Origin of the sequence: Hungatella hominis, from assembly GCF_014288005.1 — a bacterium.
GTDB classification, from domain to species: Bacteria; Bacillota; Clostridia; order Lachnospirales; family Lachnospiraceae; genus Hungatella; species Hungatella effluvii.
Window position 1 is genome coordinate 1 of record NZ_JACOPB010000034.1, and the last position, 19,791, is coordinate 19,791.

Here is a 19,791-nt window from a genome sequence, read left to right on the forward strand (position 1 = left end):
GGCACCGTATTTAATGCCAGGACAAGATATATCATAATAATCAGATCCAGTACCAGTAATTGAGGTATGTACCGTCTTTGGCAGTGTGTTGATATCAGCCTTACCAGCTAAATCACTATTTGCCTTATCAACCTGTTGTTTTACACTATATAATAATGCAGATGTTGGAACCTTATTCTGATCATTTATATTCTGATTCGACATCATACCAATCGTAACAAGGCCATCTTTTAATGCTTTGAAATCAGAAAAAAACTTAATGATCTTTCCTAAGATCACTTTGTGAGTATCTCCAGCTACAGGCACCGGAAAAGCTTCTGTACTTGTTGTAGACGATGCTATTTTTGTGTTGGCCGTATCCCCTCCAGAAGCCGTAACTTTCATCGCCGTTTCCGTTCTGGCCGTGTTGTCCTTAATATTGTAGGTTACGCCATTTAAAGCAATTTGAGATATATCACTCATGTATTATGTTCCCCTTTCAAATTCTTAACGGTATAGTAAGTATCTCGCCTGTCACCGCAATATCTCCGCCTCCCGGGAGATTAAGTAGCTCCCCAGCTACAGTGATTGACGCATATTTTTCCAGGCTCTGTTTTACCTCGTCAATTTCATTCCACTTTGCCTTTTCAGTATCTGTAGAAAATCGGTGTGTAGCGTCCTGAGTAACCTGAGACGCTGCATGGTTATGTGTTGAGGGTGCAAAAGTACTCGGTTTCCCAGTTATCTCAGTCCACCCATAAGAAGGCTTCGACGCGGCTTTCGCCCATGCTGATACATCAGATGCAGGCATGGAGGTCGGTTTATTTTTGATGTATGCGTCAGACGCCGTATCCGTTGTACTCCAATCGGATTGGACATTCACTTCTGCACCCGCCGCAATCCCTGCCAGCTTATCAAGCATGGCCTGGGTAAGTTTATCAATGATGCTCTTATTTGCATGGGTGTGCTTTTTACTATTTGCGTCATTCCAGTTTGTTCTCTCTGTCGCTGTGATATGCTTCACGGCGTCACTGATGTGCGTGTAGGCTGATGTCCAATTATCCAGTAATGCTTGCGTGATTTTGTCAATTACCGTTTTATTGCTGTGGGTGTGTTTCTTTCCGTTTACATCTTCTATCGTTTGTTCCGCGTTCTTTCCGTCTGCCATAAAAACAATATCAGCAGTCGTATGGGGATAATGGATATTACCATTTTCGTCCTCAATTTGCACTTTATAAATTTCAGCCATCTGCTATCACCCCACTACTTTAAAGAATATTTTCCGCTGAGTTGCTGTAGCATATTCACTCCCCACACGTATTGTATCTCCGGGATCTCCCTTATCTCCCTTTGCACCAGTTGCTCCGGTTGCTCCTTTTGGCCCTTGAACACCTGTAGCTCCAGTATCGCCTTTGGGTCCCTGAGGGCCAGTAACTCCTGCATCGCCTTTATCGCCTTTGGGGCCCTGAGCACCCGTAGCTCCAGTGTCACCCTTTGGTCCTTTAAAGGATCCTTTATATACCCATTTCGCAACAGTAGCATCTCCCGCAACGGTGCACTGATACAAATTACCGGCAGAAGACCCAGAAGTGTTAAAATATATATCGTTTACCATAGCTGCAGCAACGCCTGAACCAGAGAATATAGTGGCTGTTGTGCTGGTTCCTGTAATACCAGATCCAGCATATGCTTGAGATCCCTTCTGACCCGCGGCTCCGGCATCTCCCTTGTCTCCCTTATCTCCCTTTGCACCAGTTGCTCCGGTTGCTCCTCTCGGAATCGCAAAATTAAATATCGCTGCATTAGCTGTTCCCGCATTTGTCACTGTAGCATTGGATCCGGTGGCACCTGTCGTAACGGTTCCAACCGCAATTGTTGCCGCAGCACCAGCAACGCCTGTATCTCCTTTATCTCCCTTTAGTTTCCCTGTATTTAATTTTTGCTGAAATGTTTCACCATCAGCAAATGTAACACAATCCGCTGAGGTCATTACGTCCACGTCACCGATCAAAACATCATTTCCGTCGTAAAGTTGTACTCTTACTTTCTGCAAATCCGCCATAATAACTCTCCTTATAAAATTTTAAGCCCCATGTTAGGGCTTACTTTAATTGTATCTGTTATATTTACTGTCTGATGATCTGTTACTCTAAGATAATAGGTTCGTTTCTTTCGATCATCAATAGGTATATCTTTAGTCATTAAAACGACATTTATTTTATTTAAATCGAGTTCGTTCAAATCTTCGGCAGAAGCTGCTGCCCCAGAACCGCTCATTATTGTTGCTGTTTCTGCGCTTACCGTCTTGACAAAAATATCAAGTGTCATTGTAGCCTTATCAAATTCATTTTCAGATGGTTGATAATCAAGTTTTCTATCAATACCTCGTATCACGCTGTAGAGTATTTCTCCCTCATCAGGATCTATTGCAAATAGGCCGATTTCCTTTATATAGTACCCGGAACTTATCCCGTTGTTATCTATCACTGTTCTGAGTCTCACGGTACTTGCCTCTGACACAGTAAGGCTGCTTATACCAAATCTCTGTTTTTCAGATACCAGCGCTTTAAGCTCTCGTAGATCCCCAGTATATTCTCCGTCACCCGTAGCAAGTTTTGTGAAAACAATCGTAGTCAAACCAAGCCGAACCTTTGCTTCCAACGCCTCACCGTATGCAGTTACAATTCCTTGTTTAAACATTGCCTTCACCTCCCACTCTGGCTATCATGATTCTTGCTGCATACCCTGCTACCACTGTAGGACACAGCAATTCTATTTTTCGTTTTATCTTAACATTGATGAGATGCGAACGGCTGTTTTTTACCTGTTCAATTACTCTTTGGAATTTATTTAATCCGTCCGGTGACAACTCTGAATCAGTTTCCACATAAAACGTTCCCGGTTCTCCCCCAAAATCAAACCATTCTATAACTTTTCCTTCTCCAAAAACAGTCTGTACCATTTCCTGAACCGCCGATACGGTTCCGCCTTTTGCATACCATGCTAGTGAGTTGCGGATAATATTTCTTTTAATCTCAATATTCATAGACTCATCATAATACTGACTGCGAAGTTCCAATGCCAACAGATCAAGAACGGTATCTGGAAGGTTATCAATGTTCCCATATAACTCCGAAAGCACGGAATAGCTAAGTAGTTTCTGTATTCCCATCTTATAGGCATAACTGATTGCCTGTATATCGACATCGCTTTTTATGTAATCAGGCAACACAGACGTTAGTTCAGCCTCACTAAGTCTAATCATCTTCAAGCCCTCCATAGGATATTGTTTCCGAATGCAATGAAGCAACGGATTCAGCTCCCACAACCATAAAGTCCGGTGAAGTGATTTCCGCTCTTTTTGCGCCCGCAACAAGAATTAGCCGGATTAACTCATTCGGATTAATATCTCTGCCCATCTTTGATCTTTGCCAGATTTCGTAGTTCCTTATTGCCTCCTCTACGCATGTTTTAATCGAGATAACTCGATTGCTGTCACTCTGGTTAATGAAATATTTAACTTTCAGATCATATGGTATCAGTTCCGGCGCCTTTACTACAACTTGATCTGTCAGCGGCCGAATAGATGGTTGTGACAAATATGCTTTCAAAGAACTAATTGATTCCTCGCCCGGAACCTCTCCCTCCTTAAGCAAGTACCTAATTTCAACAATACATGGAGCCGGTGATATAATTCTTACATCCGAAATCTCTGAATTAAACTCCCTGACAAAATATGCATATGCATCATTCGTCCCTGCTGTAGAATAGGCAGATGGGGCCATGTAAATTCTCTTCCGGAGTGATTCGTCATCTTCTATGTCAGTGCCATTTTCTGGCCTTGTAATATTTTCCGCTCCATCAATATATGGGACCGGATCCACAATCGTACTAATATCACCGATCTCATAATTATTCCCAGCACTTCCAGGAGTCATACAGACCGCTGTTATTTCAACCATCGTCTCTCCTATCCTGATTTCCCCGTATTCAAGCGTTGAAAAGTAGACCCCATCTCCTGCAGTAAGTCTTGTCCCTTTTGGAATTCCAGTTGTAGTCAGCCGCGGCTCTTTTAATGCAAAACGCATTGTCACCGTTGCACTTACAGCACAATTTCGAGAGATGTGCTTCAACGCTCCCAAATTCTCCAGGAATTCACCACGACTGTATTTTAACAGTCCCATTTTCCCGGCATCATCAGAAAACATATAGCCCTGATAGATAAAATAGGCTCCAGTTTGTAAAAGAATTCGACGATCGTCCGCGCTGGCGAGAACAGTATCCTCTCCAGTTAACTCCTTCCGTTTTTCCAGAAACCATATAAGCATATCATTCTCTAATTTCTGTATAGTATAATTGTCCATAAAACTAATGTCCGGATACTCTTCTATTGGCTTCAAGTCAGCCATATTCGCCCTCATCTCCTCTCTCGATGATAATGTTTGCAATCAAATCACCTTCGTCGTCATAATTAAATGTCACTTCGCTGACGGCCACACGCGGCTCGTACTGTTCTGCCTTTTCAATAATCTCAGTCGCCACATCATTTTCAATATCTGCTGGTAATTTAGACAGGTTTGCCCAACTAATACCAAGTCCTCGGGCAAGAGGGATCGTACCCGCAGGAATACTCAAAATGTTGGTTAAGCATCTGCAAATGTCTTGAATTTCCGAAACGTTACCCTGAGGTATAAATTTAAATTTCATCTTTTCCTCCATCAGTTATACTCAGTCATGGTGACATCAATGCTCATGGATAGTACCTCACCTTTTCTCAATACAATATTATATGCATCGCTTAATCCCGTAAGCATTGCCCTGCTACATACCTTTTTACCGCCAATAACAAGAGGGGCAACATATCCAACTTTTTTTATCAGCTTCTCTTCTACTTTTCTGGGACGGACGCCGAGCATAGCATTTAACTCAATCCGAAACGTAATGCTCTGGAGGTCAGGGCCTAAATATTCCAGTTTTGGACGCGCATTTATAACATTGTGTTTTGCTGTCCTGGCAGATACTTTTCGTTTGAAACTGTCAAAGGTTAATACCTTATCATCACTTGTCTGAAATTTTATATAGTTTCCCCAGTTTCCTATTTTTGCCATTGGCTCACCTCTCTATCCTCGACATTTTGCAATGATCTCTTTCAGTGTAATGGATCCGGATGAATCTTTTAAAATCAGGTTCCCATCTTTGACCGAGAGTCCTGCTGCCGGCACATCCCCATCAGATGAATAGGTTCCTATCACAATCCCGACCTCCTGCCCGTTGGACAGGTGCAGCACCAGAACTGTATCACCCTTCTGAAGCGTTTGGCGCAGACCGAAGGGTGAAAATATCGGAAGATTATCCGTTACTTCATGGCACCTGTCGGGATAGTAAACCACAGCCGTTCCGGTGCTTTCATCATATGTACTCACAAAACCGACACGGATTCCATCCATAATCCACCTCTTATAATCTGCTAAAAATACGATATCCGGAAACAGTCATAGAATACCCACTGCTTCCGGACAGTTTATGAGTTACCTTATTCACAAAATATTTTCCATCACAGCGCCCCATGCCATATATCTCTATATTACACGTTGCAACTATATCAGGGTCACCTATGGCAGAAAAAGAAATTGTTACTGCCTTCTCATTCTCCGCATTAATCCGTGCTTTCGCTATGCGCTGGGCCTCGCCTTCATTTTCAGCTTTTTCGTTGATGTGAAGCAGCCTCGGCCCCCCTCCAACCGTAACTTCAATAATTTGCTGCTTATCCCCTTTTTTGTATCCTTTCTTTGGCCGCGGAATCACATAAGATATTGTCGCACCGGTATAGGTTTCATACAGGGTGCTGTTCCATTCCCAGTTATCGTCGAAATCATTTTCTGTAAATCGTGCCGTGATTCCTCTAGGCTCATAAACGGCTTTATCAAAAATGACCAGCGCTTTTTTATATATTTTTAAGAACATTCCCTGTTTCTCACAGATGTCATACAAAAAGGCGCTGTCCGTCTGCGTGCTCTGTGTTACTGTATCAATTACCGGTTCCTCTCCCCAGTAAAACAGATCTGTCATTCCATACTTAATCTTCATTTCTTCTGCAATTTGTTTAAGTGTGACCTGTTTCCAAGTTTTCGATACCGGATCAACCTGGAAAGACGCCGCGGCTGGCACAGACACACCGCGGATCATACACTGCCGCGGAGAGCCGGAATATGTGATATCGTCCAAGGTAAAATTGCCACAGTGATAGCACAGCCGGTCTCCATCCCGCTTCCAGTTATTAAGCCAGAGTGTCACATCCAGATCATGTTCCTTCTCAGGAACAAAATCATTACGGAGCCAGTCCGCATCCCGATCACAGAAGGTAAGCACAATTTCGTCTGATACTCCAGAAGAATTATCTGTGTAATTCAATGCTTTAAGCCTGTTTGACAATCCAACTTCTTTCCCGTCATATAACACTTCACATTCTACATACCTTGCATTTGTCATAATTTTCTCCAAATAGAAAAGAGCGCCAACTTCAGCGCTCTAACTTTTTGCTATTTATCAAATTTTACAGTCCTTCCTGCATAAACATCGAATACCGATGTTTTACTAAATTCATTATTGTAAAAATCCACAACAACATTAATATATTCAAATGGCAAGATTCCACTACCTTCATTCACTTTAGTTTCTATGATCTTTTTTCCTGCCTCATATTTAAATCTTCTAATAGCGTGCTGTACTTTTTCTCCACTAGATGTCTCAAAATTTGAATCTAATTCATTAAATTTTGTGTCACTAGAGATTCCTGATTTTAAGTAAATTTCACTGTTATTTCCCCAATCCATATATACTAATTTATCATCGATATATCCCACACGTAAATTAATATCTTCGTAATTAACTAACCCTAAAATGTCTTGAGTTCCTTGACCATATATTAATTTTTCAGCACTATCTCGCATCATATAAATATATAACTCATCGCCGGATGGTAATACTGCGACAAGATCATCTGGTATATCATTAGGGGCTACTGCTTTCTTTTTTGTTCCCGAACATGCGTTCAGAATGAATATTACAAAAATTACCAATAAAAACAGCCTTTTTTTCATACTATGCCTCCTCTCATGATAATTATAGCAGATAGATGGAGATTATAAAAGAACTTATCTATTTAAAATTGCCCGCCATGAAGGATAGTCACTTAATACATTGGTTTTTGCAAGACTATCTTTATCCGGCAGTGTAAGCACAACCCCGTCAGGAAATACAAAAATGTCCAACTTATCCCTGTTTGCCTCCATCAGCCTGTCACAATATCGTTCTTCCCCGTAAAGTTCTAGCGCAATCTGATCCCAAGTCTGCCCACTCACTGTGGTATATGTCTTTTTCAAAAAAATCACCGTCCTTAATTAAATGCTAAACGCTTTCTTTTTTCGTGCTGTTCCATAAATTTTTCAAAACGCTCATAATCGTCGATCGTTGCCTTTCGTACAGTTTCTTCATCGGCTCCATATATCTGATATACAGGGGAATAGGTAATAGGTCTTTCAGTTTTTTCATCTGAATAGTTTGTAAAGCTTACGTCTCTCGACTGGTTATTCCCTCCAAGTACTCCCAATCTCTCCCCCGCCTGACGCCAAATTGAAATTGACTGTGGGGAATCATTCAAAGGAATAAAAGCTTCTGGCCCTTCTTCCGCAAATACACCATAGTGAGGGGTATCAAAAATACCGCCATCCGCATGTTTATTCACAACTACCCCATGAGGATTTGCAGTAGACGACTGCCGAGTTGTAACCTCACCAACTTTCATATTGAAATCCACATTACCATAAACCTGTATTTTTCCAAATCGGCTTTGCATATATGACTGAGCATAGTTGTACAAATCGTCTATGCCACTCTCAACAGCTGAAGCATTAAGCGACATGGCTTCGGAAAATGCCTCTGGGATATATACTCCATTTTCTTTCATCAATGAGATAACTTGTTGAAATTCCATACTATTTCCTGCGGTATCCCCTAATGCAGTGTATAGTGCTTCCACGCTTCCTGCAAGAATTCCTATCGAAGCCGCGTTATTAATTCCTTCGGAAATGTCCTTTGGGATCTCCTTTCCTGCGGCTTCATATTGCTTTTTCATCGCCAGCATATCCTGGAACTGAGGCTCCATGCTTTTCCATAAATCCTTAATAGCATCTTTGGTCGTTTTGTCAAGGCTGTCAAGGTTAAGCCACTGGGCTATCTGATCATAGTTCCAGCCACCAACAGCATTTCCTGACCAATCGATATAATTAAGAGTCTCTTTCATGGCATTTGAAAGATTCGTCCCCATCTGTGGAACTATGTTTTCCAATTCTCCTGAAAAGGCATCCGTAATAGACTGTGTCTGAAAACTAAGTCCTTTTAGTTCCAACTCCATTTGTTTTTCAGACAGACTGGCATCCAGTTCTCGTTTCAAGCTGTCATACATTTCTTGTGTAAGATAAGCAGAGTCACCAATCTCTATATCTCCAGACCGGCTTCTTTCAAGTCTTAGATTAAGGGCACCAAGATCATACTCATAAGACTGATTAGATGCTGTTACAGCTTCATCAAGCTGATCCTGTATCTCTTTTTGCAGATTCTGAAATGTGTCAGAATCCAACTCTTTTCCGGTATATTCTACCTTGATTCGCTCCAGCTTTGCATCTACCTGAGACTGTGCCACCTGGTTCGTTACCCTTGCAAGCTGAGACTGCAACTCCTGGATCAGTTTAGCCTCATCTGTATCAATGATTCCGTCCTCCATGGCGCTGTTATATGCATCACCCAGCTGGCGGCCTAATTCCGTTACTTCGCCGTTGATATCGCTGTACATGGCATCGAATCCGGCGATCAACTGCTGCCCCGTCTCGTCATTTTCTCCAAACAACGTATTGACATTGAGATGAGCAGTATACTGAGCCTGCTCTACCAGATCGATGCTGTTATCAATCATGCTGTTTATTGCATCTTCAAACTGCCCGGTATCCACTTCATCAACAGACAGTCCCATATTAACCTTCCATGTGATCTTACTAATGGCATCAGAGCTATTATTAATATCATCTGCAATATTGGATGCCTTTCCAAGTTCCTCCATGGCGGCGCTTAACTGCTTGAGATCCTCTTCCCCCAATATTTGTTTTGCTGCATCCTGAAGTTCTCCTAAGGATAAAGTAATATCGCCAAAACTGTTCGCAAGTTTCTGTTTTTTCAATTCCGCATTCGCCATCTTGATTTTTGCTGAAACACCAATTATGGCTCCACCGGCTAAAGCGGCCAGACCAATCGTAGCCGTTACTGGATTACTTGCCATTGCAAACGCAAGCTCCTTCATTGCTCCAGCCACTCCCGTTACAGTTTGGGCCAACTTTAAAGAAGCGATTGTAGTCCCGATTCCCGCCAGTGTTCCTGCTATCACATCCGGATTTTCAATCATCCAGTCTCCAATCTCAAAAAGAGGATGTGCAAAATCTATAAATGCATCTTTTGCATCATCAACCTGCCTGATCACTGTAGGGATGCTTTTTTTAAAATCCTTCGATAACTTTTCTATTTTTGAAGAATCAAACAGATCCGACTCTGTAAAGTCAAGTGCAACATCAAGACAGTCCGATAACGGGTCTCTGAAATCCTGATATAAGGTAATCCCCATATCTGTTACTCTGTTCTTCACCATGTCAAGGCGACTTTCAAAAGTCTGATATCTCTGATCCGCCTCTTTCGTCAGCGCTGTGTTTTCTTCAAAAGCATTGTTTGCCATATCGATCGCATCATTAAACAGACCACTGGCATTGGCTGCCCTTAAAAGGGTATCCCGGAGGCGTACCTCTTTAATATCCATAGAATCTAATGTTACAATTGCGGACTGTCCCAGACGATCGGTATCATTTAATCCCGAAACAAATGCACCTATGGCTTTGGCTGCATTATCTTTAAAAGCTGCCGCAAATTCCTCAGAAGTCATATTGGCGACATCTGCAAAATCCTGTAAACTTCCTGCTGCTTCCTGCGCCTCTTTTACAGATGCCTTCAACTGCTTAGCATTCCATCCCACTGCGGCTGCAAAATTCGTAAGTGCTTTACCTCCAGTTGCTACAGCGGACTCAGCCTGGGCTGTTGTATGGCCGGTTCTTGCCAGTGATTCTTCCAGCGGCCCCCATGCGTCAACCCCTGTCTCAACGGCGAGCTGCATATTAACCATCATTTTTGACATTGCAGATCCGCCGGCCTCTGCTTCAATCCCCACGCTGGATAAAGCCGACGCAAGTCCCATAATATCAGCCTCTGACATCCCCACCTGAGTTCCGGCTCCAGCTAACCGCATACCCATTTCAACAATATCAGCTTCCGTGGTTGCCATATGATTTCCCAGATCAACAATACTGCTGCCCAGATTTTCAAACTTATCCTGAGCCATTCCAGTAATATTTGCAAATTTCGCCAGTTGAGATGCACCCTCTTCCGTAGAAAGGTTCGTAGCCACGGATAGATCGGCCATTGTTTTCGTAAATTCTTCAATATTTTCTGTATGTATTCCTAACTGTCCTGCTGCTTCTGCAATCCCGGAAAGTTCCACCGCTGTCATAGGCATATTTTTAGCCATATCCCGCAGACCTTCTTCCAAATCGGCCAGCTGCTGATCCGTTGCATCTACAGTCTTTTTCACACCGGCAAAAGCTGATTCAAAATCCGAACCTACATTGATTACCAGGCCACCAACAACACCGGCCGCCGCTCCGGCCGCAAGAAGGGCTTCCGCTGTAGTTTTGACGGCTTGCGTGGCGCCGCCCCATAAACTGTCAATTCCGCTTCCGGCCCTATTCATTGCGTCGCCGAAGCTCACGCTTTCCTTACTTGAGGCAGCGGCTTCTTTGGCAACTGCCCGAAGTTGTTTTTTCGTTAGATTACATGCTTCATTGAGCGATTGCTCCACCATACCTGCAATTTTTATGGCAAGCTCGTACTCTTTATTTGCCACTTGAAATCCCTCCTTTTGCTACGGCGCTAAATATCAAGCGGAGTTCCGACCATGGAAGCCGAAATAAATAATCAAGGCCGGTATGTGTCACCATTGATAAGCGAACGCAATTTTCCCTTATTATTACCGAATCATCCGGGCTTAACCCCTCATGTAAAAAAAACCGGATACAACATTTTTAATCCGTACCGCATCCCTGGCTTTCATACGATTACACCACTCCCATGGCTTATCATTCAGCTTAGCTGTTGTCAGCAATGCATACTGCCTTGTAATTTCCGGGTTCTGACCAGAATATCCCAGTCTCCTCATTTGTTCATCAACTGCAAACATATCCTCAGCAGTCATATCATAGAGACCGCTTAAATCGATCTCCGTCACTTCCTGACCATCAAACAGGTATGAATCGTATAGTTTTACAATCAATGATGGTTTCTTTATAGCAGAAGAGGCCGCTTGCCCAGCAGCCTCCTGTAAAATTTCTTCTCTTTTTTCTATCATCACTCAAATCCCCCTTAACACAATTTCCGTACTTTTTCCATGAGGTCAACACCAGAAATACGGCAAATATTATTAAGCTTGTCGATCTCAATCAGCTTTTCTCCGTCAATCTCATACAGGATATATGTGGCTTCTATACTGATTTTTGCACTCATCACATCCCCCTGCTTCAGTGTACCCGGAGAAATTGTTTTACAGCGCCCTTTTACAACATAACGAAATCCCGCAAGATCGGATACTCCTGTGGATTTATCCGTTACCTGTATCGCCCCACGGATATTAAAGCCCACCTGTTTCATTGGATTTGCAAACTCAAAAAGCGGTTTATAAAGGATTCTAAACGGAATATCCTGTGTGATCGAATCATAATGGCCCAAAATTGGAACATCATATGATCCGGCAATACCTGCACCAGTGATTGTCGCTACCTTGCTAGCTAAATCAGTAAGGCTCATTTCGGCAGTAACGCCTACCTGAGCATTCCCATTGTTGTCATAAACATTAAACCCATTAATTACTTCAGGGATAATCAGATTGTTGAATTCCATGACTTATGCGCCTCCTAACGCGTTTTGAATAATCGTCGGATCAAACTCAATTTTGTTGAGAATATACTTTGCTGGTGTCCAGAATGCAATTTTCGTCTGAAATATAATAGTTCCATCAAGAATGGATTCAACTGGATTGTCTTCCTCATTAAAACTGATCACTCCACCGGCAATATCCCCCGTTGATGTCAAACTGTTCAAATACAAATTTTCTGAGTCTACCAGTGACTCGATCAGACGGGAATTTGCCGGATCATCAACCCGGTTCTTATATGTAAGGATAAAATGATTTCTGTACCAGCTCATCATTCTTCGGCAGCAGATCCACCTGTCTTTCGGATCCGTAGTTCCTGGATAGGCAGCTGTCTCATTTCCCCATGCTCTCCATCCCCCGTCATTGACTGCTGTTACAATTCCTTCGGAATTGACCACCTCAGCCATAGCTGTATCAATAATCACCTCAGTACCATCTTCCAGTACCGCAGCGCTTACCTTCAAAAGCTCATTTGAAGGACTTTTCACGGGAACGTCATTGTTCTGCGCGTCCGTATAGGCCGTCATGGCTGACCACACAGCAGAAAAAGCATAGGACTTTTCTCCAAGACGCAGTTTCGGCCACAATAAGATTGCATGAGGGCTTGTAATCGCAAGTTCCTCCTTTGCCTTTTTTATCCCAGTATATACCTTAGTAACTTCCGTATCCATATCAATGGCTGTCTCACAGGAGAAAACTCCATTAATATCCTCCGTTTTTGCACACATAACCGCTGCCACTGTCGGCTTCTGCGACCAGCCTGGAGCAAGGATCATTCCAGGAATAACTCCGAATTTTGGATAGACCTGCCGGATTACCTCCAGACCGGTTTCTTTTCCTGTCGCCGCGTCATATCCTCCGATAATATCGTTTTCCGTTATCATAGTAGGATCTAACTGATCTCCCGTTGCTTTCAGCACTGTAGCATTCGTGGTCTTCTCTGTGGTCAGAAGAGTAATATCAATTCCACCATCAGTATTAAATACTGCAACATAATCCGTATCCACAGTCAGAGTTTCGCCTTCTTTCGTTTCAATCTTCAACGTTTTCAGCAGAATTCCTGTATCTGTGATCGTCGCTTTCCTGGAAGCAATCAATATACTCTCTTTTGTATAATTTTTTTTGTGTTTCTGGGGATCCAGAACATTAATGAAAACCACAGGGGCAACCGCAAAAATCCGGAAACTTACATCCATAGACTGGCACAGGGAATAATTTTCAAAGTCATTACAGTATCCCAACTTCTTCTGTGCTTCAGCAAAGCTGTAAGCAACAATTGGTACATTCGTGACATTTTCTGGATTCTCGGCCATATTGATCGGTGCCACTCCTACCACCACCTGGAGACCTGCGGTTCCCTGCACTGGGATTGTAATCTGTGTATCAATCTCCTGAGTCTCGATACGATGCTTGTATGTCATATTCTTATTCTCCTCTCTTATAATCTTCCGCCATCTGGTATATCCTTCTCAGTGCAGAATCAGGCACAGAAAGCTCCCGGTTTGCTGCCGTCAAAGTGCCCAGAGGTACTACCAGTTCGGAAATAGCCGGTAATGCCTTAATTACCTCCGCCAACGCTGGTGTCAGATCCGCCTTATACACAGTCCCAGTTGTAACTCCTCTTAAGCTCGGCCCTATATAGATTCTGGGACCAGAATTCTTCGCAGATGATTTCACTGTATCTGGCTTATTTTCTTCCACTAATTCTGTGGCAGTTGTTTCTTCTTTTTTTATCATAGATATTTATTCTCCCTTCTGAATCCCTGAAATTTAAATCCTGTCAGAATTGCTCCAAAATAATAAGGATAAGTATCCTCATCCTGAACCGCCCACTCAAACTTTCCCGTGCAGGTGTACTGTCCATCTAAAAACGGATTGACAGAGAACCTTTCATATACCCGTTGGATCAGATTCATAATTTCCATATGCCCGTTATTATCCAAACTCTCATTAAAAATCCCGAAACATACAGCAAAGGTCACTTCCTGCATCTCATTGATCCCCGGTATACTTCCATTTTCAAGTTTCACCACACACCATGGGCACTTAAAAACCGCATCTTCTTCTATTTCTTCCTGATAATCAATTGTCTGGAATACGTCTTCCTCTGGAGGTGGGGCCTTACGTTTAGGAATTGGAAGCGCCTGCTCATAAACCGATAAAGGAACAGGCCTTTTCCCCGCCGGATCGCAGAACCGCATATCCTGCGTAATACCCTGCACTTCTTTTACCATGGCTTTAAGTGCAAGCAATGGTGTCCTTGCTCTTGTATTATCAGTCACCTTTGCCTCCTAAAATTTTTTCAAGTACTTTTTCTGCTTCATTATGCATAATGGCACCTATCGCGTCGCTAGATTCTCCGAATACCCGCTCACTTCCGATCATTACCTTGTAAGACGGTGACAGAAGCTTTCTAAGTTTCTCTTTTTTAGGATTGCTTTTCATATGGGTTCCCGGAATCCTGCTGACTACCGAAATATGTCCATTCTTGAACTGTACTACAAAAGCATTTTCCAGAACTTTTGACCTTCCACTTAGTACATTCCCTTTGATATTCTTTTTACCACGCTGTCCATTTTTTCTATAATAGGTCTTACTAATCTGTAGACTGGAAACGTGAAATTCTTTAATCTCGTGGACCGGTGATTTAAAGCGAATAGTTGCAGTTTGTGATCCCGTTGTTGCCTTTTGAACAGGAGAGGCAGCCAGTACTTTTGATTTCCTGGCTGCCTCTCCTGCATATACTTTTGATGCCTTTTGGACCAGTAGTTTCTGTGTCTGCTTTGCAGTATTGTTCACTACGGTTTTTATAACACTCTCAGGCTTTTTGATTCCGTCAAGTTTCTGTTCGATCCCTTTGATCAATTCGTCCGGAATCTGCATCTGAATCGTCACGCTCATGATTTAACCGCCCCCAGAGTAATTGAATACATTCCACCTTCGTCTACAGCGTCTGTTACCCGGTAATTATTTCGATCCAGCGTAAGTCTCCTTCCAATTGTCGGGAGAGGCCCAAATTCATTTCTGCTGACGTAAATAAGGATCTGTTTCTCATAAATACCGTCAATGCGTCCCTGCTCTACCTGCTTTTTACTCCGTTCCACAACTTCCATTCCGTCAATGATAACGGCCATTTGCTTTCCATCGACTACATGATGCTCTCCGAATTCTTCTGGATTTATGAATACATTCCGTATATCGCGCGCAGCCAATTCCTTAAACCCCATCATTTTTTTCGCCTCTTTTCTGTCTGTGGAACACGCCCGATTAAATTTTCATGGGAGTCAGAATTTACAGCATCACCAACAAGTCCTGATAATGCCGCTGCTGGTTCTGCTTTTACAGCAGCCGGCCTGCTGCTGTCTTTATTTTTCCATACAGCGCTTCCTGCCCTGATCCATGCGTCCACAAAGTCAGTATCATCTGGAAGTTTATCACCTGGAAGATACTGCTTTGATCTAAATAGAATTGGGCTTACAGCTACCAGAATCATCCTGGCAGTTTAACCAGAATCATATCGTCGTCCGAGGCCGCATCGGCTGACGCATATCCGGCAGGAACATAGGCATTATCTGCATTCCCGTCATTCTCATCGGTTGTAATTCCTTTTCCATCAAAATAAATGGCAGTTCCCATCGGGATATCTACTGCCTTCGTTTTTGCCATCTTAAACACACCGCATACATGGATTGATCCGATTTCTCCCGGAGCTATATCCGTACCAGCCACTCCGATCCTAGTCACGAGCGAGATAATGCTTCCCGCTTCAATCCTTGCGTCTGTACTGTTTTTATAATCCAGAGATTCCCCTCTCTGAAGATAGCTTGCTTTCGTCATTTTCTTTCTCCTTCCTTATGCAATGATTTCTCCCGGGTTTTTGGTAATGCCGCGGAAGTCTCTTACTGCAATACCCCAGTCAGTATAAACATCCCAGGTAAAGCCAAGTGTTCCTGCTGCTTCCATCCGCCTTACGATAGGTGTTTCCTGTCCGTTTAAGTAATCCACCTGGATATGCTTTACACTCATCGGATTCGCAACCATAAACCACGGGCAGGCTTTCTCTCCGGCCAACGCATTTAACACCGGTGTCTGCACAATCTGGAGCGGGTAATTATACAGAGGGTTTATATCATTATTCGCACTGCCTGTCACCTGTGTAGAATGCAGAATAACCGCCAGATCAAACTCATAACCAACCGGTACAATAATATACTGTGGTGTCACATAAATTGGTTCGCCGAACTGATCTTTCTGTTTTTGCATCTGCAAAATAATCTTCTGGATGGCTTCCTGAGAGGGTTTTCCTCCCTTTTCCATGACATTATTATGCTTAGTGTCAAAAAGATTTACCCCGTCAAAAATCTTGCCGTTGTTAAACAGAAGAGAGTATACCTGTTTATCAACTGTCATTTTGGCCTTAGTAGCATATAAACCTGGTATCTCTGTCAGGAATCCGATATCATCATTAATAAACGCCTGTCTGGACATACTGAACTGCTTTCCATAGGTCTCCAGTTTTCGGCTGGGTAAACGCTCTGTACGCGGCATATCAGCTTTGAGTTCCCCGTTTTCTGGGACTTTCTCAAAGTCTCCCATTCCGCCAATGACATATTCATGATCGGCAGTCTCTTTAAAATCGCTTAAGCTTCCTTTCGTAGTCCACGTCTGGAAGGTTGTAGGTACCTGCTCATACAGTTTAACGATACTTTTTTTTATCGTACTATCCAGAATAGCTGGAAATGCCGATGTCGGGTTATAGAACTGTCTGCACAGCGTTTCGTATAAATCATCCGTGGAGGCCCTCAAAAGATTTCTGGTATCCTCCCCAGAGCGAGCCAGACATTCCACTGCCAAATCTCTCAGTCTCATATTACGAAAATCAGAGCTACCAGGTGCCGGTTTGCTGACCATGACACCTGCCCGAATCATTAATGCATCAGATACACAGTCGCGAAACTTGTCTTCTTCATCGACTGTGACACGTGCCCCAACAGGTGCATTGTTCTCCTGAAGTTGTTTAAGCACTGCCGATCTAACCTCTTCCATACTTTTTCCAGACAAAATATAATCATTCGGATCAAGCTGAAATGTACGGCATAATTCTGTAATATCTGCCGAACGCTTTCTTTCTGCTTCAATTGCTCTCTTCGCTGCCTCTTCTGGTGATAATGGGTCCCCCATTCTACCTGTTGGATCGTCACCTGTACTGCCTGATAAACTTCTCTCTCCGTCTGTCCCCCCCGGTTCCCCACTGTCAGATAAAAAATCCAGCGCTCTCTGCAGGCCGTCAAATTCAGCCTGCTCTTCCACTGTCAGATCGCGGTTTTCCGCCTTTGCTTTGCTCACCAGTTCCTGCTGGCGTGCCATAATCTGTTTTCTTCCCATCAGATTATTTCCTCCTTAAAAAATTTATTTTTATTTATTTGAAGCTGTCGGCTGAAATAGTCCAGCGTTCTTCCTGTTTCATTTCGAAAAGTATCTCCGAGTTCTCTTCCTACACCTACTGTAGCATCGGCCGGAACTGATACTACAGATATTTCAAAAGGCATCCACCTTTTGGCAATATCACATGGCCCTGTAAAACGTTCATCTTCCGACTTTTTATTTGCGGCTACCTCTTCCCAATTGGTGACCTGGTATCCAGTCGATACCCCTTTTAAGGTGCCGTTTTGTACTTTTTTATAAATAATATCAGAAGCTTCATCTTCATCGAATTTGATTCTTGCATATCCACGTAGGTTTTCAACCCATGCCTTTTCAATTTTTGCAATAACCACATCTCGGTTGTGATTAAACAGGACACAGCCAATACTATTGAGCCGTTCCAGATCAATACAGCCTTCTGTGTGATCAAGAATCTCAACGCCCCACCACCGCTCGTAGGGCTCCTCTGACGAAAATGACAGTTCTATCGTGCGTTCCTCTCCGTCAACTGCACGCATGGAAACCATAGGGAACGCACGGCTCAGGCTCCCTTTGATTTCTTTATCCTTTCTCTGTTGCTGCGTTCTTGTCAGCCGCTGAAGTTCCATTTTTTCCAAATATTACACCTCCCATGTCAATTCCCTTGCTGCTGCCATACTCTAAGATTTCGGCCATTTCATCAATCTGTTCCTTCCAGTCCTTTCCATTTTCAGAAGCAAGATCTCCCCATGTTTTCTGACCTGTATTCAGGGCTGTCTTATTTGCATTTGCCTCTTTAAGCGGATCAATCCAACGTTTCGGTGCCTGGATCCAGGTATGTTCCATGTAGATTTCTTTTTTGCTCCAAAAGTCCAGTATCTCGACCTTACCGGCCAGGACCAGCGAAATCACAAAAGTTTCATAGATTTCATCCATGACCTCCATTAGCTGGTCCTTATCATCTACGTAGGTCAAATCATCCTCAATCATGCCTTGCCGCGCGGAGCTGTAATTACTTTCGGACATATCGCGGCTTGTTGTCTCATAACTCAGTCCCTGCCCAGCACCTACAAGCCGAATCTCCTGTTTTAAATATGCCGTGGCATCTGTTGCCTGACCGGAAGGTACAACTGCCTGAACCTTATCCCCCTGGTTTAAATACTGGATCATGCCAGGTGTTAAAGTTTTTCCCTGGTAATTATATTGTTCTCCTCCGGCCCCTGCTGCCGATATGCCACGGCCGGGACCACCTCCAGCCGGGGGCAATTCCCTTTCAATAAATACTGACAGGCAGGCGAGTATTCTTTCTTTTACCGATACAGCCCTCATAAATTCATTTGCATCCCGAATACGGCTTATTGTCTGTGACATATCGGACATTTCCCGGATCTGTGACGGGCGTGTTTTTGTGTAAAAGAAAATGACCTCCTTCGCTTCAATGTAGATCGGATTTTTTTCCGTGAATCCATCTATACTGTATTGCTTTATGTAGTATCCTACCGGACGGTTATAGGGATTGTACTCGATTCCCCCAACCACCTTATTTTCCTTTTTGTGCGTTGTCATGGCCGAAAGATCAAGTTCATCCACTTCAAGCGCCTGCAACTTAAATGGTATCAATCCTCCAGAGGTGTAGCGCTTCAGTAATATAATTCCTCCATCAATTTTCTTTCTTCTAATTGCCATCCGCATCATGGCATTGAAGCTTTGTGTTCCCGTGACATCGCAATTCTGTTTTTTGCACCAGATCTTCCATAGCCGTTCCAGTTCATGGTCCAGATTATCCTCTCCGCTGTTTGCCCTCAGTCGGTATCCGGCGCCAAACACATTTCGTTTATATGCTCCAGTGACTGAGTTCATAATGTCTGAGTTTCTTTCAAGGTCTCTGGCCCTGGCCCGTACCGTATCACGACTGTAACGGTCCGTCATCTCCCCGGATTCATTGAAGACTCTCCAGTTTGCATTGAGTCTGTCATGGCCTGCTGCATCGTAATTTCTTTCCACCTCCAGAGCTCTGCGGTATGCTTCTCGTTTGTATCCTGCTTCCGGAGATACCCAGCCTACTATCTGATCCAACCAGTTCATGGTGTCACCTTCCTTCAAACACGGCCACTACTGTGTCTCCAAATAATGGGCTTTCCTGATTCCCTGCCACTAGGGACTGTAGTTTCATCTGCATATCATATAATAGTGCCAGGTCAGCTCTTGTCAGCTGCCTGGTACCGATCTTATAAGACTGCCCTCCTTTTAAAATTGCATATATTGCTTCATTTACAACTTCTAACTGATCGGCAGCATTTCCGAACAGCTTAATATTATCTTCCATATAA

25 protein-coding genes and 1 pseudogene are annotated in these 19,791 nt (G+C 43.3%); all 26 read right to left on the minus strand.

Annotation, left to right across the window (positions count from 1 at the left end; translation table 11 throughout):
- Positions 1-462: pseudogene (locus H8S75_RS31260) on the minus strand (hypothetical protein); the annotation flags it as partial.
- Between the two features lie 16 nt (positions 463-478).
- Positions 479-1,228 (minus strand): hypothetical protein, encoded by a 750-nt coding sequence (locus tag H8S75_RS31265; RefSeq protein WP_187024802.1) that lies wholly within the window; start codon positions 1,226-1,228, stop codon positions 479-481.
- A gap of 6 nt (positions 1,229-1,234) precedes the next feature.
- Complete coding sequence (locus H8S75_RS33200) at positions 1,235-2,041, minus strand: collagen-like protein (RefSeq protein WP_187024803.1); 807 nt, start codon at positions 2,039-2,041, stop codon at positions 1,235-1,237.
- Positions 2,042-2,052: 11 nt separating this feature from the next.
- Positions 2,053-2,679, minus strand: a complete 627-nt coding sequence (locus H8S75_RS31275) for a phage tail-collar fiber domain-containing protein (RefSeq protein ID WP_187024804.1) — start codon at positions 2,677-2,679, stop codon at positions 2,053-2,055.
- A complete protein-coding gene (locus tag H8S75_RS31280) occupies positions 2,672-3,244 on the minus strand; it encodes a phage tail protein I (protein WP_187024805.1) in 573 nt (190 codons plus the stop codon). The genes H8S75_RS31275 and H8S75_RS31280 overlap by 8 nt, the downstream gene beginning before the upstream one ends.
- Complete coding sequence (locus H8S75_RS31285) at positions 3,237-4,388, minus strand: baseplate assembly protein (protein WP_243270542.1); 1,152 nt, start codon at positions 4,386-4,388, stop codon at positions 3,237-3,239. Before H8S75_RS31285 ends, H8S75_RS31280 begins: the two co-directional genes overlap by 8 nt.
- Complete coding sequence (locus tag H8S75_RS31290) at positions 4,381-4,686, minus strand: GPW/gp25 family protein (protein WP_187024807.1); 306 nt, start codon at positions 4,684-4,686, stop codon at positions 4,381-4,383. The genes H8S75_RS31285 and H8S75_RS31290 overlap by 8 nt, the downstream gene beginning before the upstream one ends.
- Positions 4,687-4,697: 11 nt before the next feature.
- Positions 4,698-5,087, minus strand: a complete 390-nt coding sequence (locus H8S75_RS31295; protein ID WP_187024808.1) for a phage tail protein — start codon at positions 5,085-5,087, stop codon at positions 4,698-4,700.
- A 12-nt stretch (positions 5,088-5,099) separates the two neighbouring features.
- Entirely contained in the window at positions 5,100-5,426 is a 327-nt protein-coding gene (locus H8S75_RS31300) for a hypothetical protein (RefSeq protein WP_187024809.1), read from the minus strand.
- Between the two features lie 10 nt (positions 5,427-5,436).
- A complete protein-coding gene (locus H8S75_RS31305) occupies positions 5,437-6,468 on the minus strand; it encodes a phage late control D family protein (RefSeq protein ID WP_187024810.1) in 1,032 nt (343 codons plus the stop codon).
- A 50-nt stretch (positions 6,469-6,518) separates the two neighbouring features.
- On the minus strand, positions 6,519-7,079 hold the full coding sequence (locus tag H8S75_RS31310) for a hypothetical protein (protein WP_187024811.1): 561 nt from the start codon (positions 7,077-7,079) through the stop codon (positions 6,519-6,521).
- Between the two features lie 54 nt (positions 7,080-7,133).
- On the minus strand, positions 7,134-7,361 hold the full coding sequence (locus H8S75_RS31315; protein ID WP_187024812.1) for a tail protein X: 228 nt from the start codon (positions 7,359-7,361) through the stop codon (positions 7,134-7,136).
- Between the two features lie 14 nt (positions 7,362-7,375).
- On the minus strand, positions 7,376-10,975 hold the full coding sequence (locus H8S75_RS31320; protein ID WP_187024813.1) for a phage tail tape measure protein: 3,600 nt from the start codon (positions 10,973-10,975) through the stop codon (positions 7,376-7,378).
- 141 nt (positions 10,976-11,116) lie between these two features.
- Positions 11,117-11,476, minus strand: a complete 360-nt coding sequence (locus H8S75_RS31325; protein WP_187024814.1) for a hypothetical protein — start codon at positions 11,474-11,476, stop codon at positions 11,117-11,119.
- A 14-nt stretch (positions 11,477-11,490) separates the two neighbouring features.
- Positions 11,491-12,024, minus strand: a complete 534-nt coding sequence (locus tag H8S75_RS31330; RefSeq protein WP_187024815.1) for a phage major tail tube protein — start codon at positions 12,022-12,024, stop codon at positions 11,491-11,493.
- 3 nt (positions 12,025-12,027) lie between these two features.
- Positions 12,028-13,479, minus strand: coding sequence for a phage tail sheath family protein (locus H8S75_RS31335; RefSeq protein ID WP_187024816.1), 1,452 nt, complete (start codon positions 13,477-13,479; stop codon positions 12,028-12,030).
- 4 nt (positions 13,480-13,483) lie between these two features.
- Positions 13,484-13,795: a hypothetical protein gene (locus tag H8S75_RS31340; protein WP_187024817.1), complete on the minus strand. Its 312-nt coding sequence runs from the start codon at positions 13,793-13,795 to the stop codon at positions 13,484-13,486.
- Positions 13,792-14,340 carry a hypothetical protein gene (locus tag H8S75_RS31345; RefSeq protein ID WP_187024818.1) on the minus strand — a complete coding sequence of 183 codons (549 nt, stop codon included), beginning with the start codon at positions 14,338-14,340 and terminating at the stop codon, positions 13,792-13,794. The genes H8S75_RS31340 and H8S75_RS31345 overlap by 4 nt, the downstream gene beginning before the upstream one ends.
- The gene (locus tag H8S75_RS31350) at positions 14,333-14,959 is read right to left on the minus strand and encodes a phage tail protein (protein WP_187024819.1); all 627 of its coding nucleotides are present in this window, start codon (positions 14,957-14,959) and stop codon (positions 14,333-14,335) included. The genes H8S75_RS31345 and H8S75_RS31350 overlap by 8 nt, the downstream gene beginning before the upstream one ends.
- Entirely contained in the window at positions 14,956-15,288 is a 333-nt protein-coding gene (locus H8S75_RS31355; RefSeq protein ID WP_243270543.1) for a hypothetical protein, read from the minus strand. Before H8S75_RS31355 ends, H8S75_RS31350 begins: the two co-directional genes overlap by 4 nt.
- Positions 15,285-15,551: a hypothetical protein gene (locus H8S75_RS31360; protein WP_187024820.1), complete on the minus strand. Its 267-nt coding sequence runs from the start codon at positions 15,549-15,551 to the stop codon at positions 15,285-15,287. The genes H8S75_RS31355 and H8S75_RS31360 overlap by 4 nt, the downstream gene beginning before the upstream one ends.
- Positions 15,548-15,895 carry a DUF2190 family protein gene (locus H8S75_RS31365; RefSeq protein WP_187024821.1) on the minus strand — a complete coding sequence of 116 codons (348 nt, stop codon included), beginning with the start codon at positions 15,893-15,895 and terminating at the stop codon, positions 15,548-15,550. Before H8S75_RS31365 ends, H8S75_RS31360 begins: the two co-directional genes overlap by 4 nt.
- Positions 15,896-15,910: 15 nt before the next feature.
- A complete protein-coding gene (locus H8S75_RS31370) occupies positions 15,911-17,443 on the minus strand; it encodes a phage major capsid protein (RefSeq protein WP_187024822.1) in 1,533 nt (510 codons plus the stop codon).
- Positions 17,443-18,090, minus strand: a complete 648-nt coding sequence (locus H8S75_RS31375; protein ID WP_243270546.1) for an HK97 family phage prohead protease — start codon at positions 18,088-18,090, stop codon at positions 17,443-17,445. Before H8S75_RS31375 ends, H8S75_RS31370 begins: the two co-directional genes overlap by 1 nt.
- Positions 18,044-19,546 (minus strand): phage portal protein, encoded by a 1,503-nt coding sequence (locus H8S75_RS31380; protein ID WP_187024823.1) that lies wholly within the window; start codon positions 19,544-19,546, stop codon positions 18,044-18,046. The genes H8S75_RS31375 and H8S75_RS31380 overlap by 47 nt, the downstream gene beginning before the upstream one ends.
- Positions 19,547-19,550: 4 nt before the next feature.
- Positions 19,551-19,787, minus strand: coding sequence for a DUF6148 family protein (locus H8S75_RS31385; protein WP_187024824.1), 237 nt, complete (start codon positions 19,785-19,787; stop codon positions 19,551-19,553).
- Between the last annotated feature and the right edge of the window lie 4 nt (positions 19,788-19,791).